Source organism: Paenimyroides marinum (assembly GCF_900108395.1).
GTDB classification, from domain to species: domain Bacteria; phylum Bacteroidota; class Bacteroidia; order Flavobacteriales; family Flavobacteriaceae; genus Flavobacterium; species Flavobacterium marinum.
This window is the reverse complement of record NZ_FNXE01000017.1, coordinates 18,073-33,153: the sequence shown is the minus strand read 5'-3', so window position 1 is coordinate 33,153 and position 15,081 is coordinate 18,073. Positions and strand designations below refer to the sequence as shown.

General features: G+C 36.8%; 14 protein-coding genes. 7 read left to right on the top strand and 7 right to left on the bottom strand.

Annotation, left to right across the window (positions count from 1 at the left end; translation table 11 throughout):
• The first annotated feature begins 81 nt into the window (after positions 1-81).
• Positions 82-429, top strand: a complete 348-nt coding sequence (locus tag BLW20_RS07120; protein ID WP_091098177.1) for a heavy-metal-associated domain-containing protein — start codon at positions 82-84, stop codon at positions 427-429.
• Between the two features lie 65 nt (positions 430-494).
• Here BLW20_RS07120 and groL read toward each other — a convergent pair whose 3' ends face one another.
• From groL to miaB, 7 genes are all read right to left on the bottom strand, one after another.
• The gene (gene groL / locus BLW20_RS07115) at positions 495-2,126 is read right to left on the bottom strand and encodes a chaperonin GroEL (RefSeq protein WP_091098173.1); all 1,632 of its coding nucleotides are present in this window, start codon (positions 2,124-2,126) and stop codon (positions 495-497) included.
• 88 nt (positions 2,127-2,214) lie between these two features.
• Positions 2,215-2,490 carry a co-chaperone GroES gene (locus BLW20_RS07110; RefSeq protein WP_091098170.1) on the bottom strand — a complete coding sequence of 92 codons (276 nt, stop codon included), beginning with the start codon at positions 2,488-2,490 and terminating at the stop codon, positions 2,215-2,217.
• Positions 2,491-2,619: 129 nt separating this feature from the next.
• The gene (gene secG, locus BLW20_RS07105) at positions 2,620-2,973 is read right to left on the bottom strand and encodes a preprotein translocase subunit SecG (RefSeq protein ID WP_091098166.1); all 354 of its coding nucleotides are present in this window, start codon (positions 2,971-2,973) and stop codon (positions 2,620-2,622) included.
• Positions 2,974-2,984: 11 nt separating this feature from the next.
• Complete coding sequence (locus BLW20_RS07100) at positions 2,985-3,944, bottom strand: tetratricopeptide repeat protein (RefSeq protein WP_091098261.1); 960 nt, start codon at positions 3,942-3,944, stop codon at positions 2,985-2,987.
• 5 nt (positions 3,945-3,949) lie between these two features.
• Positions 3,950-4,462, bottom strand: a complete 513-nt coding sequence (locus BLW20_RS07095) for an LptE family protein (RefSeq protein ID WP_091098162.1) — start codon at positions 4,460-4,462, stop codon at positions 3,950-3,952.
• 74 nt (positions 4,463-4,536) lie between these two features.
• On the bottom strand, positions 4,537-5,808 hold the full coding sequence (locus tag BLW20_RS07090) for a sigma-54 interaction domain-containing protein (protein WP_091098257.1): 1,272 nt from the start codon (positions 5,806-5,808) through the stop codon (positions 4,537-4,539).
• 81 nt (positions 5,809-5,889) lie between these two features.
• Positions 5,890-7,335, bottom strand: a complete 1,446-nt coding sequence (miaB, locus tag BLW20_RS07085; RefSeq protein ID WP_091098159.1) for a tRNA (N6-isopentenyl adenosine(37)-C2)-methylthiotransferase MiaB — start codon at positions 7,333-7,335, stop codon at positions 5,890-5,892.
• A 130-nt stretch (positions 7,336-7,465) separates the two neighbouring features.
• Here miaB and BLW20_RS07080 point away from each other — a divergent pair, with 130 nt between their 5' ends.
• The 6 genes from BLW20_RS07080 to porL all read left to right on the top strand — a co-directional run bounded on the left by BLW20_RS07080 (position 7,466) and on the right by porL (position 15,063).
• On the top strand, positions 7,466-8,026 hold the full coding sequence (locus BLW20_RS07080) for a hypothetical protein (protein WP_091098155.1): 561 nt from the start codon (positions 7,466-7,468) through the stop codon (positions 8,024-8,026).
• 5 nt (positions 8,027-8,031) lie between these two features.
• Positions 8,032-8,961, top strand: a complete 930-nt coding sequence (locus tag BLW20_RS07075) for a helix-turn-helix transcriptional regulator (RefSeq protein ID WP_091098152.1) — start codon at positions 8,032-8,034, stop codon at positions 8,959-8,961.
• 62 nt (positions 8,962-9,023) lie between these two features.
• Complete coding sequence (gene topA, locus BLW20_RS07070) at positions 9,024-11,546, top strand: type I DNA topoisomerase (protein ID WP_091098149.1); 2,523 nt, start codon at positions 9,024-9,026, stop codon at positions 11,544-11,546.
• A gap of 6 nt (positions 11,547-11,552) precedes the next feature.
• Positions 11,553-12,689, top strand: a complete 1,137-nt coding sequence (locus BLW20_RS07065) for a formimidoylglutamase (RefSeq protein ID WP_091098146.1) — start codon at positions 11,553-11,555, stop codon at positions 12,687-12,689.
• A gap of 125 nt (positions 12,690-12,814) precedes the next feature.
• Complete coding sequence (gene porK, locus BLW20_RS07060; protein WP_091098144.1) at positions 12,815-14,239, top strand: T9SS ring complex lipoprotein PorK/GldK; 1,425 nt, start codon at positions 12,815-12,817, stop codon at positions 14,237-14,239.
• A 59-nt stretch (positions 14,240-14,298) separates the two neighbouring features.
• Complete coding sequence (gene porL / locus BLW20_RS07055) at positions 14,299-15,063, top strand: type IX secretion system motor protein PorL/GldL (RefSeq protein WP_091098141.1); 765 nt, start codon at positions 14,299-14,301, stop codon at positions 15,061-15,063.
• Positions 15,064-15,081 lie beyond the last annotated feature (18 nt).

The window sequence follows — 15,081 nt, the reverse complement described above, 5'->3', positions numbered from 1 at the left end:
GTCAATTTGAGTGTAGTTGAGACACGATAAACTAACAAATTATTTCAATAGAAATAACTAACAATTTAAAAATAAAGAAAGATGAAAAAATATGTAGTATTGATGTTAGCCGTTTTAGGCGTTGCATTTACATCACAAGCACAGGAAAAGAAAAGTAAAAATGCAAAAGTAGATATCGAAGTAAAAGGCAATTGCGATATGTGTAAAAAACGTATTGAAAAAGCCGCTTTTGGTGTGAAAGGAGTAAAATCTGCAGATTGGCACAGTGATGATCAAATGCTTCATTTAATTATCGATGAAAATAAAACCAATTCCAAACAAATTGAAGAGGCGGTTGCTAAAGCCGGTCACGATACCAAAAATATAAAAGCAACAAAAGAATCGTATGAAAATTTACACGGTTGTTGCCAATATGATAGAGAATCTTAAAATTTTAAATCAATAAAAAACCGCTCAATTATGAGCGGTTTTTTATTGATTATATTTAGAATGTCTTACATCATTCCCGGCATTCCGCCACCCATTGGAGGCATTCCGCTTCCGCCTTCTTCTTTAATATCCACCAAAGCACATTCGGTAGTTAAAATCATACCGGCAACCGAAGCTGCGTTTTCTAAAGCTACACGAGTTACTTTTTTAGGGTCGATGATTCCTGCAGAAAGCATATCTACATATTCATCTGTTTTAGCGTTATAACCATAGTTTCCGGTTCCTTCAGCAACTTTTGCAACAATTACAGATCCTTCTAAACCTGCATTTTCAACAATAGTACGCAATGGAGATTCTATCGCGCGTGAAACAATCTGAATACCTGTTTTTTCGTCTGCATTTAATGCCTCGATAGAACTTAAAGCAGCTTTGGCTCTCAACAAAGCAACGCCACCACCGGCAACGATTCCTTCTTCTACCGCAGCGCGTGTTGCGTGCAAAGCATCGTCCACACGGTCTTTTTTCTCTTTCATTTCCACTTCTGAAGCAGCACCCACGTAAAGAACAGCAACACCTCCGGCTAATTTAGCCAAACGCTCCTGCAATTTTTCACGATCATAATCAGAAGTTGTCGTTTCCATTTGTGCTTTAATCTGGTTCACTCTGTTTTTAATCAATTCAGAATCTCCGGCACCGTTTACAATGGTTGTGTTGTCTTTGTCGATAGAAACGCGTTCTGCGGTTCCCAACATTTCCAAAGTAGCATTTTCCAATGTATATCCGCTTTCTTCAGCAATTACAGTTCCGCCAGTTAAGATAGCGATGTCTTCCAACATGGCTTTTCTTCTGTCGCCAAAGCCTGGTGCTTTTACCGCAGCAATTTTCAATGCACCGCGTAATTTGTTTACAACCAAAGTTGATAACGCTTCGCCATCCACATCTTCTGCGATGATTAATAAAGCTTTTCCTGATTGAGCTACCGGTTCTAAAACTGGTAATAATTCTTTTAATGAAGAAATCTTTTTATCGTATAATAAAATGTATGGATTTTCAAATTCCGTTTCCATTTTTTCCGGATTGGTCACGAAATAAGGAGAAAGATAACCTCTGTCAAATTGCATTCCTTCTACCACATCAACATACGTATCTGTTCCTTTTGCTTCTTCAACAGTGATTACACCTTCTTTACCTACTTTTCCAAAAGCTTCAGAAATCAATTCACCAATAACTTCATCGTTGTTGGCAGAAATAGAAGCCACTTGTTTTATTTTTTCGGTAGTTGAACCAACTTCCTGTGTTTGTTTTGCTAAATCGGCAACAATAGCCTCAACCGCTTTGTCGATTCCGCGTTTTAAATCCATTGGATTGGCTCCGGCAGCCACGTTTTTCAAGCCTTCTTTAACGATAGCCTGAGCCAAAACAGTTGCAGTTGTTGTTCCGTCACCAGCCAAATCATTAGTTTTTGATGCCACTTCTTTAACCATTTGTGCACCCATATTTTCCAGAGTATCTTCCAGTTCGATTTCTTTTGCAACCGAAACACCATCTTTGGTTACGTGTGGCGCACCAAATGATTTGGAAATAATTACGTTGCGTCCTTTTGGACCTAAAGTTACTTTTACTGCATTTGCCAATGCGTCCACACCGCGTTTTAATCCGTCGCGTGCTTCAATATCGAATTTTATATCTTTTGCCATTTTTATTTTTGTTTAAATTGTTTAATGTTTAGTATTGTTTAAAGTTGTTTTTCCAAAAACCTGGAACTTTAAACCTGAAACTTTGAACTTATATAATTGCCAGAATATCGTCTTCACGCATAATCAGGTAATCTTTACCTTCAAATTTTAATTCGGTTCCGGCGTATTTTCCGTATAAAACGGTATCGCCTACTTGTACGGTTAATGGTTCATCTTTTTTACCATTACCAACGGCAACAACAGTTCCTTTTTGAGGTTTTTCTTTTGCCGTGTCCGGAATAATAATTCCTGAAGCAGTTTGAGTCTCTGCGGCAGCCGGTTCAATAATCACGCGATCTGCCAATGGTTTAATGTTTAATGCCATAATTTTTTGATTTGTATTTGATAATATAAATTTGCTTTTGATTTGACCAAAAGCGTGCCAATAAAAAAAGATGATTTTTTGACAGAAAAAAAATGCCAGCTTGTCATAAAGCTGGCATTTGAAATTTTATTAGTTAGCCGGTTGTTGTTCCTGCGTGACAGGTGTTTCCTGACTTGGTGTACTTTGTGGAGCCGCATTGGGCAAGGTTGGTTGCGTAATTACTGTGTTTGGATCTAAAATTTTAGAATCTGCTGAGTAATCTGAAGTAAAACTTAAACTTGAAACTAAAACCAAAATTACTAAAGCAGCTGCCAGAGTCCATGTACTTTTATCTAAAAATTTATTGGTATTTTGAACCCCACCAACCGATGTAGAACCGCCTAACGATGAATCTAAACCGCCACCTTTAGGGTTTTGGATCATAATAACGATAATTAAAAGTAATGAAACGATAGTGATCAACACTAAAAATAATGTAAACATATTAGTTTGTTTTATATATTATTAAACTCCTGTAATTTTTTTATATCGGAAATTCGATTTGCAAATAAACTACTTTTTTCCGGATATTTCAAAATTAAAATTTCATAAGCTTGTATTGCTTTTTGATATTTTTTCTGTTCCAGGTAAATCCGGGCTAAAGTTTCGGTCATGTAGAAAGGTTCTTCTTCACCAAATCTATCGGTATTTATTGACGGTGCAACAGCTGATTTACTCGGAGTTATTTTAGGATTTGCCTCTATAAACCGATTGATGATTTCCATCTTTTTTTGTTTGTCCGGAATGCTTTCTCCTGCTGATTTTTTTTCGTCCGGAAAAAAATGTTCTTCATCGGGCAATTCTGTATTTTCGCGCTGAATGGGTTGTGCGGTTGTTAGTTTTAGCCATTCGGTAAAAGAAAATTTATCGTTTTCAGAAAAATCTAAAGGTTTGCCTACTTCTAAGTGCTCTTCAATCTGATGGATTTCTTCAGGAATCTCCGGGAGATTTTGATTGCTATTTGCTTCTTTTTCCGTTTTAGCATCAATTTTCGATTTAGAAATCTGATCTATTTTTTGGATCAATTCGGTTTCTTTATCCTGATTTTCAATATAAACCAAAGTATCTAAAACACGTTTTTCAATAGTTTCGTCTAAAGTAGGCTCCGGCTTTTTAAATTCGATATAATTTTCATCAATGACATTAACTTCTTCAATTTGTAAAGGTTTGTAAGAAATAAAATCTTCCGAAATAATATAGTCAAACAGTACATCGCGGTCGGTGGTATATGCAGCGGTTTTTTTTAATTCGCTGTTATACAAAAAACTGCGTTGCTGGTGCAGGGTTTTTAAATACAATGCCCGAGCCGATTGCAAATAAGGATACTGATTGGTTAACTGTTTTAGCGTTTCGGTATTTTCTTCAGTTAATTGATAAGGGTTGTTAAGCCATTGGGTGTATTGTTGTGCATTCATAAAACTTACCATTTTGCTAACGACGCATTGAAAACATCTTGTGTAATACGTTCGTAAATTTCTTCTAAATACCCCGATAAATTGCTGCCGGTTAACAATTCATTTGCCGGATAATCCTTAAAATGTGAAAATGTTTTTTCAAAATCATCTTCCGGATTTTTTCTGTTGGTAAAACGAACGTTTATGGCAATATACAAGCGGTTTTGTGCAGCAGTTTGATCTGCAGTAGCCGTCATTGGCGAAATGCGGTATTGTGTGATTTCGCCTTCGTACACCAAATCGGCATTAGTGTTGGTCATGCTTAAACTGGTTTGGTTTACCAACAAATCTTGCAACGCATTGGTAAAGGTACGTTCAATACCCGGTTCAACCAGTTCGGCATTGTTTAAAAAGTAATTTACCTGAAAGGTTTCTGCATCAATTTTTCCTGTTCCTGTAAAGTTATAGGCTCCGCAGCCCGATAAAATCAAACAGAAAAGTAATGCTGTAAATTTGTATAATGTGTGTTGTTTTTTCATTTGTTTAATTGTTGACTTGTTTAGATTGCATCACTTCGTTCGCAAGGAAAGACTTATGGCTTTCATACTTAATATTACAAATCGTACTGTTTAATTTTCCTGTACAATGTTCGTTCTGAAATACCCAATTCATCGGCTGCCGCTTTGCGTTTTCCACTGTTGCGTTCTAATGCTTTTTTAATCAATTGAATTTCTTTTTCTTCTAATTTCAGTGTTTCTTCTTCGTCAACGGTTTCAGCAATTAAATAATCGTCTTCGTCTTCTTCATTGATTACTTCAGTCTGATGATTGTTATTTGATGAAGCTGCGTGCTCACTTAAAGGAATGGAACGATTCGCAGGTTTGTTTTGTTCGTCGTTTTGTCCGTAAATACGCTGAATCAACGATTTGTTTGTTTCCTGAACCTGAGAAGAATTAGAATTATTCATTAGTTCAAGTGTTAGTTTTTTTAAATCAGTTAAGTCGGCTTTCATGTCAAATAAAACCTTATACAAAATTTCACGTTCGTTGCTAAAATCACTTTCCGCCTTTTTTGTTTCGATAAGTGATGGTAATTGAGCATTGCGTTCAGGCAAATAAGACTGAATGGTTTTTAAATTGATTTCACGGTTGGTTTCAATAACAGAAATTTGTTCGGCAATATTCCTTAATTGGCGAATGTTACCGCTCCATCGGTAATGTATTAAATATTCTGCTGCTTCGGGCGATAATTTAATGGGAGGCATCTTGTATTTATGAGCAAAATCCGATGAAAATTTTCGGAACAGCAAATGAATATCGTCACCACGCTCTCGTAAAGGCGGCAGGTTGATTTCTACGGTACTTAAACGATAATACAGATCTTCGCGGAATTTTCCTTTGTCAATCGCTTCAAACATTTTTACGTTGGTGGCAGCTACAATGCGTACATCGGTTTTTTGAACTTTTGATGAACCTACTTTGATAAATTCGCCGTTTTCTAATACACGTAATAACCGAACTTGTGTGGTTAAAGGTAGTTCACCCACTTCGTCTAAAAAAATAGTTCCGCCGTTTGCGACTTCAAAATAACCTTCGCGACTACCAACAGCACCGGTAAAAGCACCTTTTTCGTGTCCGAACAATTCAGAATCTATTGTACCTTCTGGGATGGCACCACAGTTTACCGCAATATATTTTCCGTGTTTGCGATGCGATAATGCGTGAATTATTTTTGGAATATTTTCTTTACCCACACCGCTTTCACCGGTAACCAAAACAGAAATATCGGTTGGAGCTACCTGAATGGCTTTCTCTAATGCACGGTTTAATTTCGGATCGTTTCCGATGATCTCAAATCGTTGTTTTATATTTTGAACGTTTTCCATTTGGTCTGTTTCAATTTTTTTAGTCACGGATTACAGGAGTAGAAGGATTTCTTCTGAATTCTGTAAGCCGTGGCTTTAAAATTACTGCATTTCGCTATATCCCACAGCTTCGCCAATTAATGTTGCCGACGTACAATCGGTTACTTTAACCAATACAAAATCACCTACTTTATACGTTTCTTTAGGAAAAACTACAGTGGTGTTTTGCGAGTTCCTTCCCGACCAGTGTTCATCAGATCGTTTTGATGTTTTTTCGATCAATACTTCAACGGTATCGCCAACAAAACGTTTGGTACGTTCCATTGCAATGCGTTGTTGTAAGTCAACAATTTCCTGTAAACGTCGTTTTTTTACTGGTTCCGGTACATCATCTTCCATTTTTCGGGCAGCTAACGTTCCCGGACGTTCAGAATAGGCAAACATATAACCAAAATCGTAACGAACATGTTCCATTAACGATAGGGTATCCTGATGGTCTTCTTCTGTTTCGGTTGGGAAACCTGCAATCATATCCTGCGATAGCGAAATTTCCGGAATGATTCTATAAATAGTATCTACCAAAGCGATGTATTCTTCGCGTGTGTGCTGACGGTTCATCTCCTTTAAAATACGGGTTGAACCTGACTGTACCGGTAAGTGAATGTATTTGCAGATGTTGTGATGTTTTGCCATTACGTGAATTACCTCTTCGTGCATATCCTGTGGGTTTGACGTTGAAAATCGGAAACGCATTTTTGGATAAGCCGTTGCACACATATCTAATAATTGGGCAAAATCCACTGCGGTTGCTTTCTGCATATCGGTTGCTTTATCGTAATCCTTTTTCAATCCGCCACCGTACCACAAATACGAATCTACATTTTGACCCAAAAGCGTAATTTCTTTAAAGCCACGTTTGTACAGGTCCTTTATTTCTTCCATGATACTTTGCGGCTCACGCGAACGCTCACGACCACGTGTGAAAGGAACCACACAGAACGTACACATGTTGTCGCATCCACGGGTAATTGACACAAAAGCGGTAACACCATTACTGTTTAAACGTACCGGGGAAATATCGCCATAGGTTTCTTCTTTTGAAAGAATTACATTAATCGCATCACGTCCGTCGTTTACGTCTTTCAACAAATTGGGAATGTCTTTGTAAGCATCAGGACCTACAACCATATCCACAATTTTTTCTTCTTCCAGAAATTTGCTTTTTAAACGTTCTGCCATACAGCCTAAAACCCCTACTTTCATTACCGGATTAATCTTTTTTACGGCATTGTATTGTTCTAAGCGTTTGCGAACGGTTTGTTCGGCTTTGTCGCGGATCGAACAGGTGTTCACTAAAACCAAATCGGCTTCTTCTAAATTTTGGGTTGTATTATAACCTTCGTTGGCTAAAATAGACGCTACAATTTCGCTGTCTGAAAAATTCATCTGACAACCATAGCTTTCTATAAATAATTTTTTGGTATTATCTTTTCGCTGATCTAAAACCAGGCTTGTGCCTTGTTTTTGTTCTTCTATTACCTTTTCCATAAAATCACAATCGTGTACTAATCAATATGCAAAGATATGATTTATATTAATTTTATGACAAGATGGCAGATGATTTTTAGATAATTTTAATACGACGTATAATGTCGCTGCTTAATTGTATCTTTACGGTATGAAACCAATAAACAAATATACGTGTCATTCTGGTGGTGCCGAAGGTGCCGATGCTTGTTTTGAATTTTTTTCAAAGCGATACCATATCAATGTGGTGGCGTATTCTTATAAAACGCGTTTTCACCAATCTGAAAATAAATATGAACTCAACGAAAATGAATTTAACGAAGGCATTAAAAATGTTTACAAAGCCAATGAAGTTCTGAAGCGTTCACGTATTCATTCGTATTTAAAATTGTTGGCACGCAACTGGTTTCAGGTAAAATATGCCGATGAGGTTTTTGCGGTTTCCACCTTAAAAAAGCAAAATGAAAAATTGGTAGTAAAAGGCGGAACTGCCTGGGCAATTCAAATGGCGGTTGATGCACAAAAAAATGTTTTTGTATATGATCAGGAACAATTGCAATGGTTTTATTACGATTATTATTTTGGCGATTTCTGCATTTTAAAAACACCACCAAAAATTACATCTTTAAACTTTACCGGAATTGGCACCAGAAACATCAATTTTTTTGGAATGGATGCCATTGAACAATTATTTAAAAACACTTTTGGATAAATTTTATGGCAACAAAACACAATTTAATCAGCAGGTTAACGCGCATTGTGGAACTTTTTCAAACAATGGGTGAAACCGGATTAACTTTTAACGAGTTGAACAGCAAACTAAAAAGTACATTTGTCGACGAAAATCACAGTATTTCTTTGCGGACTTTTCAAAGAGATATTAAGGATATTCAGTCCTCGTTGAAGATAAAAATCATCTTCGATAAAAAAAGAAAAAAATACCTTTTGCATAACGAATCCTTGGCCGAAGAATCAAAAAACAGTCATTTGTTTACCATGGAAAGTTTAAAGATGCTGAACATTGCGCAGGATGTTTCAAATCAGGATTTTATTTTTATCGACAAAAGAAAAGGCACCGGATTAGATAATTACAATACTATAAAAGAAGCTATCTGCCTAAAAAAGCATTTAGAATTTAATTATCAGAAATTTGACCAATATAAGGCTGATTACCGCAAACTGATGCCTTTAGCCTTGAAAGAAAGTAAAAATCGCTGGTATGTGGTTGGGTTTGAGATTAAGAACGGCGCCAAAATAAACGTATTGAAAACCTTTGCATTAGACAGAATCAATCATTGCGAGGCAACAACGGAGTTTGTTTTGAAAGACGTTGTTGATGTTCAAAAACATTTTAACGATTATATAGGTATAACCACCAAACCGCTTGAGGGTTTTTCAGAAAAAACAACTGTTAAAATTGAAACATCTGTCGAATACGGTAAATATTTCAGCACATTGCCTATTCATCCATCGCAAAAAACCGAAATAGAAAATGGTAAAACAATTATTAGTTTGCAGGTAATTCCGACCATGGAGCTGGTATCTGAACTTTTAGCTCATAACCATCAAATTAAAATTATCGAACCCGAAAAAATGGTGCAAACAGTGAAACAAATTCTGTCTAAAAATGTAAAACAATACAATTAAAAAAAATCAAAAAAAGCTTTTTTTAAAAAAATCCTATACTTTTGCTATCAAATTAAAACATAATGGCAAAGAATTTAGTGATCGTAGAGTCGCCAGCAAAGGCAAAAACAATAGAAAAGTTTTTAGGAAAAGAATATCAGGTAGAATCAAGTTTTGGACATATTGCCGATATTCCCGCCAAGGAAATAGGCGTGGATGTAGCAAATAATTTTAAACCTAAATATGAGGTTTCTGCCGATAAAAAAGCCGTAGTAAAAAAGCTTAAAGACTTAGCAAAGAAAGCCGAAATGGTTTGGCTGGCTTCCGATGAAGACCGTGAAGGAGAAGCTATTGCATGGCATTTGGCAGAAGAATTAAAATTAAAACAAGATAATACCAAACGTATTGTTTTTCACGAAATTACGAAAACAGCCATTCAAAAAGCAATTGAAAACCCAAGGGGAATCGATTATAATTTAGTAAACGCACAACAGGCACGCCGTGTTTTAGACCGTTTAGTTGGTTACGAACTGTCGCCGGTGTTGTGGAAAAAAGTTCGGGCAGGTCTTTCTGCCGGACGTGTGCAGTCGGTTTCTGTCCGTTTAATTGTAGAACGCGAACGAGAGATCGATAATTTTAAAACCGAATCATCATTTAGTATTTCTGCTGAATTTGTTGCAGCCAACGACAAATCGTTTAAAGCCAGATTGCCAAAAAATTTCAAGACACAGGAAGAAGCACAATCGTTTCTCGAAAAAAATATCGGTGCACAATTTAAAGTTTCCGATTTAGAAACCAAACCTGCAAAAAAATCTCCGGCAGCGCCGTTCACCACATCAACTTTGCAACAAGAAGCATCGCGTAAACTGTATTATTCGGTTTCACAAACCATGATGTTGGCACAGCGTTTATACGAAAACGGATTGATTACGTATATGAGAACCGATAGTGTAAACTTGTCGCAAGATGCCATTAAGGCGGCTGAAACCGAGATTGTAAACTATTACGGAAAAGAATTCAGTAAGCCCCGCAATTTTTCTACAAAAGCAAAAGGAGCACAGGAAGCCCACGAAGCGATCCGTCCCACAGATATGTCACGTCACACGGTAAATATAGACCGTGATCAGGCACGTTTATATGAATTGATCTGGAAACGTACCATTGCCTCACAAATGAGCGAAGCGCAATTAGAACGCACCAATGTTACCATTGTTGCCGATAAACACAACGAGCATTTTATGGCAACCGGTGAGGTGTTGTTGTTTGAAGGATTTTTAAAAATATATTTAGAAGGGCACGATGACGAGGAAGAAGAACAAGAAGGATTGTTGCCTGCAATGAAAGTAAATGAACAATTACTGAATAACAGCATTACGGCAACACAGCGTTTTTCACGTCCGCCTGCCCGATATACCGAAGCTGCTTTGGTTAAAAAGTTAGAAGAGTTAGGTATTGGTCGCCCTTCAACGTATGCACCAACTATTTCTACCATTATTGCAAGAAACTATGTAGAAAAAGGTACCGCCGAAGGAACCGAACGCAATTATCAGGTGTTGAATTTGGTAAACGATAAAATTTCTACAGCTACACAAATAGAAAAAGTAGGTGCCGATAAAGGAAAATTAATTCCAACAGACATTGGAAACATTGTCACCGATTTCTTGGTGAAGAATTTCGCTACCATTTTAGATTACAATTTTACGGCAAGAGTAGAAGAAAGTTTTGACGAAATTGCCGAAGGAAATTTAGACTGGACAAAAATGATGAATGAATTTTACAGTCATTTCCATCCAAATGTGGTTGACGTAGAGAAAAATGCCGAACGCGAATCGGGCGAGCGTATATTGGGGACAGATCCCAAAACGGGAAAGCCGGTATCGGTTCGTTTAGGTAAATTTGGACCCATGGCACAAATTGGCGGTGCCGAAGACGAAGAAAAGCAATTCGCAAGTTTAAATCCTACGCAAAATATAGGAACCATTTCGCTGGATGAAGCCTTATCATTGTTCCTGCTGCCTAAAACATTAGGTGAGTATCAGGGTGAAACGGTCGAAGTAAACAACGGTCGTTTTGGTCCGTATGTACGTTATGCAGAAATGTTCGTGTCGTTGGCAAAAGGCGAAGATCCGTTAGATGTAACTTTAGAGCGTGCCATAGAATTAATTCAGCAAAAACAAAAAGCCGATGCACCAATTGCAGAATATCAAGGGTTGCCGGTTCAAAAAGGCGTGGGGCGTTTTGGTCCGTTTATTAAATGGAATAATATGTTTATCAACGTAAATAAAAAATACGATTTTGATCATCTTTCTAATGATGATATTATTGAATTGATTGAAGATAAACTTCAAAAAGAAAAGGATAAGGTTATTCACGATTTTAAAGAAGAAGGTATCCGGGTAGAAAAGGCACGTTGGGGGCGTTCGGTTATTTTACAGGGAAAAGTAAAAATCGAATTAAGTAAAGACGTAGATGCCGCAGCTTTAACATTAGATGAAATAAAAGAATTAATCGAAAAGAAAGCTCCTGCAAAAAAAACAACGGCAAAAAAAACTGCGTCTAAAACCACAAAGAAAACCACAACGACAAAACGTACAACAAAAAAATAATTAGAGATGATGTACGAGATTTTAAAACCCGTATCGGCAGAATTAGAACAATTCATCAGTACCTTGCCAAAACATTCGTTAGGCAGGACTATTGGTGTGCATACTGTAGGCTCGTTTCCCCACATGGATAAAGTAGATCTGGCTCTAATCACTGTAAAAGAAAACAGAGGTTCGTCAAACATTACAGAAAAAGTTGCTTTTGATGAATTTAGAACAAATTTTTACCAACTTTTTCCGGGTAACTGGACCAAAAAATTAGTCGATTTAGGTACAATCGAAGCCGGAGAATCTATCGAAGATACGTATGTTGCCGTAAAAATGCTGGTTGCCGATTTGGTCAAGCAGAACATATTGCCAATAATCATAGGCGGTTCGCAGGATATTACGTACGGAATGTATCGCGGATACGATACCCTGGAACAAAACGTAAATTTGGTGTGTATCGATAATAAAATAGATGTGATTGCCGATGTAGAAAATCCGTCAGAAAATTTTATGACCCGGATAATTATGGAAGCACCCAATAATTTGCATAATTTTAGTACGTTAGGTTACCAAACCTATTTCAATTCACAGGAAGAAATCGATTTGATAGATAAAATGTATTTTGAGGCCTATCGTTTGGGCGAAATCATTTCAAATGTTAAAATATCGGAGCCTGTTTTACGTGATGCAGATATTGTAAGTTTAGATATTAATGCTGTAAAATCGTCTGATTTGGGATATTTTTCACATTTTAATCCCAATGGTTTTGATGGTCGAGAAATCTGTGTATTAGCTCGTTACGCCGGATTAAGCGATCGGGTAAGTAGTTTTGGTATTTTTAATATCGATAATATATCGCAAAAAAGTTTGCTAATTACTCAAATTTTATGGTATTTTGTTGAAGGATATAATTTTCGAATGAATGAATATCCTTATATTAGCAAATCAACCTATTTAAAATATATTGTTCCATTAGAAGAACAGGAACTTGTTTTCTTTAAAAGCGATGTTTCTGAACGCTGGTGGATCGAAATAAACAGTCTGGAAGACAGTAACCGTAAAATGTTATTTCCTTGTAGTTATGATGATTACAAGCAGTCTTTAGAAAATATTGTGCCCGACAGATGGTGGCGTGCAAATAAAAAATTGTTAGGTTGATAACGCAAATAAATATAATTGTTAAATATAAATTAAATTTTTTTTTAAGATTTCGTTGTATATTTAAAAATAATTAAATAGGTTTACGCTTTGAATAATTTTTAAAATAAAACCCCAATTAATATATGAAGAAGTTCATTACACTTTCTGCGGTTGTCTCGTTATTGTTCAGTTGTGGTTCTGGAGACAGAGGAGAGCTACTAGATGGAGTACAAGGGAAACGCTGGATTACCGAAAAGCCACAGGGAATGGCTTTTATTCCGGGTGGATCTTTTACAATGGGTAAAACTCACGAAGATTTACTTGGAGCACAAGATGCACCAACGCGCGAAGTTACTATTGGTTCTATGTATATGGATGAAACGGAAGTTACAAACAACCAGTACCGCAAGTTTGTTGAGTTTGTCAAGGATTCTATCATAAGAACCCGTTTAGCGATTATGGCAGATGATATGGGAATGGATCAAACAGCAGGAGGAATTGGAGCGTTTGCATTTCAAGAAGTTGAAGATCCTTCTTTAAATCAAAATCAAAGTGCTTATGACCGTTATATGTACGATAACTATTACAGTATGGCAATGGATGATGACGAATATGCCGGTCGTCGTTTAAATAAAAAAGTACGATTAATTACCGATCCGCGTCGTTACCCGGATGAATATTATGTAGAGGTTATGGATTCATTATACATTCCGGCAAACCAAAACATTAACGGTATGGTAAGTTTCGATGTTAATAAATTGAACTTTAAATATTCATGGTGGGACGAAAGAGCATATGTAAATGATGATTCTAACGATGTTAGAAACCGTCAGGCAAAATATTTAAAAACAGAAATTGTAAATGTTTATCCTGATACAACCACCTGGGTTAAAAATTTCAATTATTCTTATAACGAACCCATGTTTAAAGAATATTTCTGGCACGAAGCCTATGGCGAATATCCGGTGGTAGGAGTAACACAGCACCAGGCTAAAGCTTTCGCCGCTTGGAGAACATTATATAAAAAAGCATACCACGCTGACCGCAAGATGAACCATAGCTTATATGAATACCGCGTTCCGAGTGAATCAGAATGGGAATATGCAGCTCGTGGCGGTCTTAAAAACGCAATGTATCCTTGGGGTGGACCTTATACTACAGATGAAAAAGCTTGTTTCCTGGCAAACTTTAAACCAGACAGAGGGGACTATGCAATAGATGGAGCTTTATATACAGCAGAAGCACGTTCTTACAAACCAAACGGTTACAACTTATATAACATGGCTGGTAACGTTGCAGAATGGACGGATACACCTTATGATGAATCAACGTACATTATGCAGGCTGGTTTAAAACCTAAAGACAGAACCACAGCATCAAATCCGTTAAGAGTTGTTCGTGGAGGTTCTTGGAGAGATCCACATTACTTCTTGCAAGTGGCAACACGAGATAAAGAAGTAGCAGACTCAGCTCGTTGTTACATCGGATTCAGAACAGTGGTTTCAGCACCAGGACCGGGATTGTTAAACGAAGCAAAAGCACCACAAAGTGGTAGAAATGCAAAATAATAAAACAAATAAAATTACATAATTACATAAACTAACTAAAAATTAAATATTAAGATAAGATGGCTATACCTAAAAAAGTAATGACATTCTGCTACGGAATGGGAGCATCGGTAGTAATCATTGGTGCATTATTTAAAATTACGCACATGGAGTTTGGACCTTTAAATGGTAACAATATGCTAACCGTTGGGTTATTAGTAGAAGCAATTATATTCGCGATTTCAGCTTTTGAACACGAAGAAGATTTAGATTGGGCAAGAGTTTACCCTGAATTAAAAGGTGGAGCTCCCAGAGCTATGCAAGTAGCAGGTAATGTTGGCGTAACCGGTACGGTAGCTACAACAGCTGTTGGCGGATCACAACCGGTTCAAATACAAACTTCTTCAGCCCCTGTTTATGCGGCAGCTTCAACACAAAGCGCAGTTGCAGTGCAACAACCTACGATGGAAAGAGGTTTATTGTCTGAAAAATTAGATAATATTTTAAAAGAAGCAAAAATCGACGGTAACTTAATGGAGAGTTTGCGTGATAGCATTAAAAACTTTGAAGCAGCCGCAAAAGGAATTGCTCCTACTGTTGAAACAGTTGCGTCTTCAAACAGATATGCAGAAGAAATGGCACAGGCAGCTCAACAATTAGAATCTTTAAATTCTATGTATAAAGTGCAGTTAGAAAGTGCTACTAAAAATGCAGATATTAACAGAGAAGTAGCTGAGAACAATTTAAAATTGAAAGAACAGATGATGTCTTTAACATCAAATTTATCAACTTTAAATGCAGTTTATGGCGGAATGTTATCTGCTATGGGTAAAACAGCTAATTAGTATTAACTTTTAAAACAA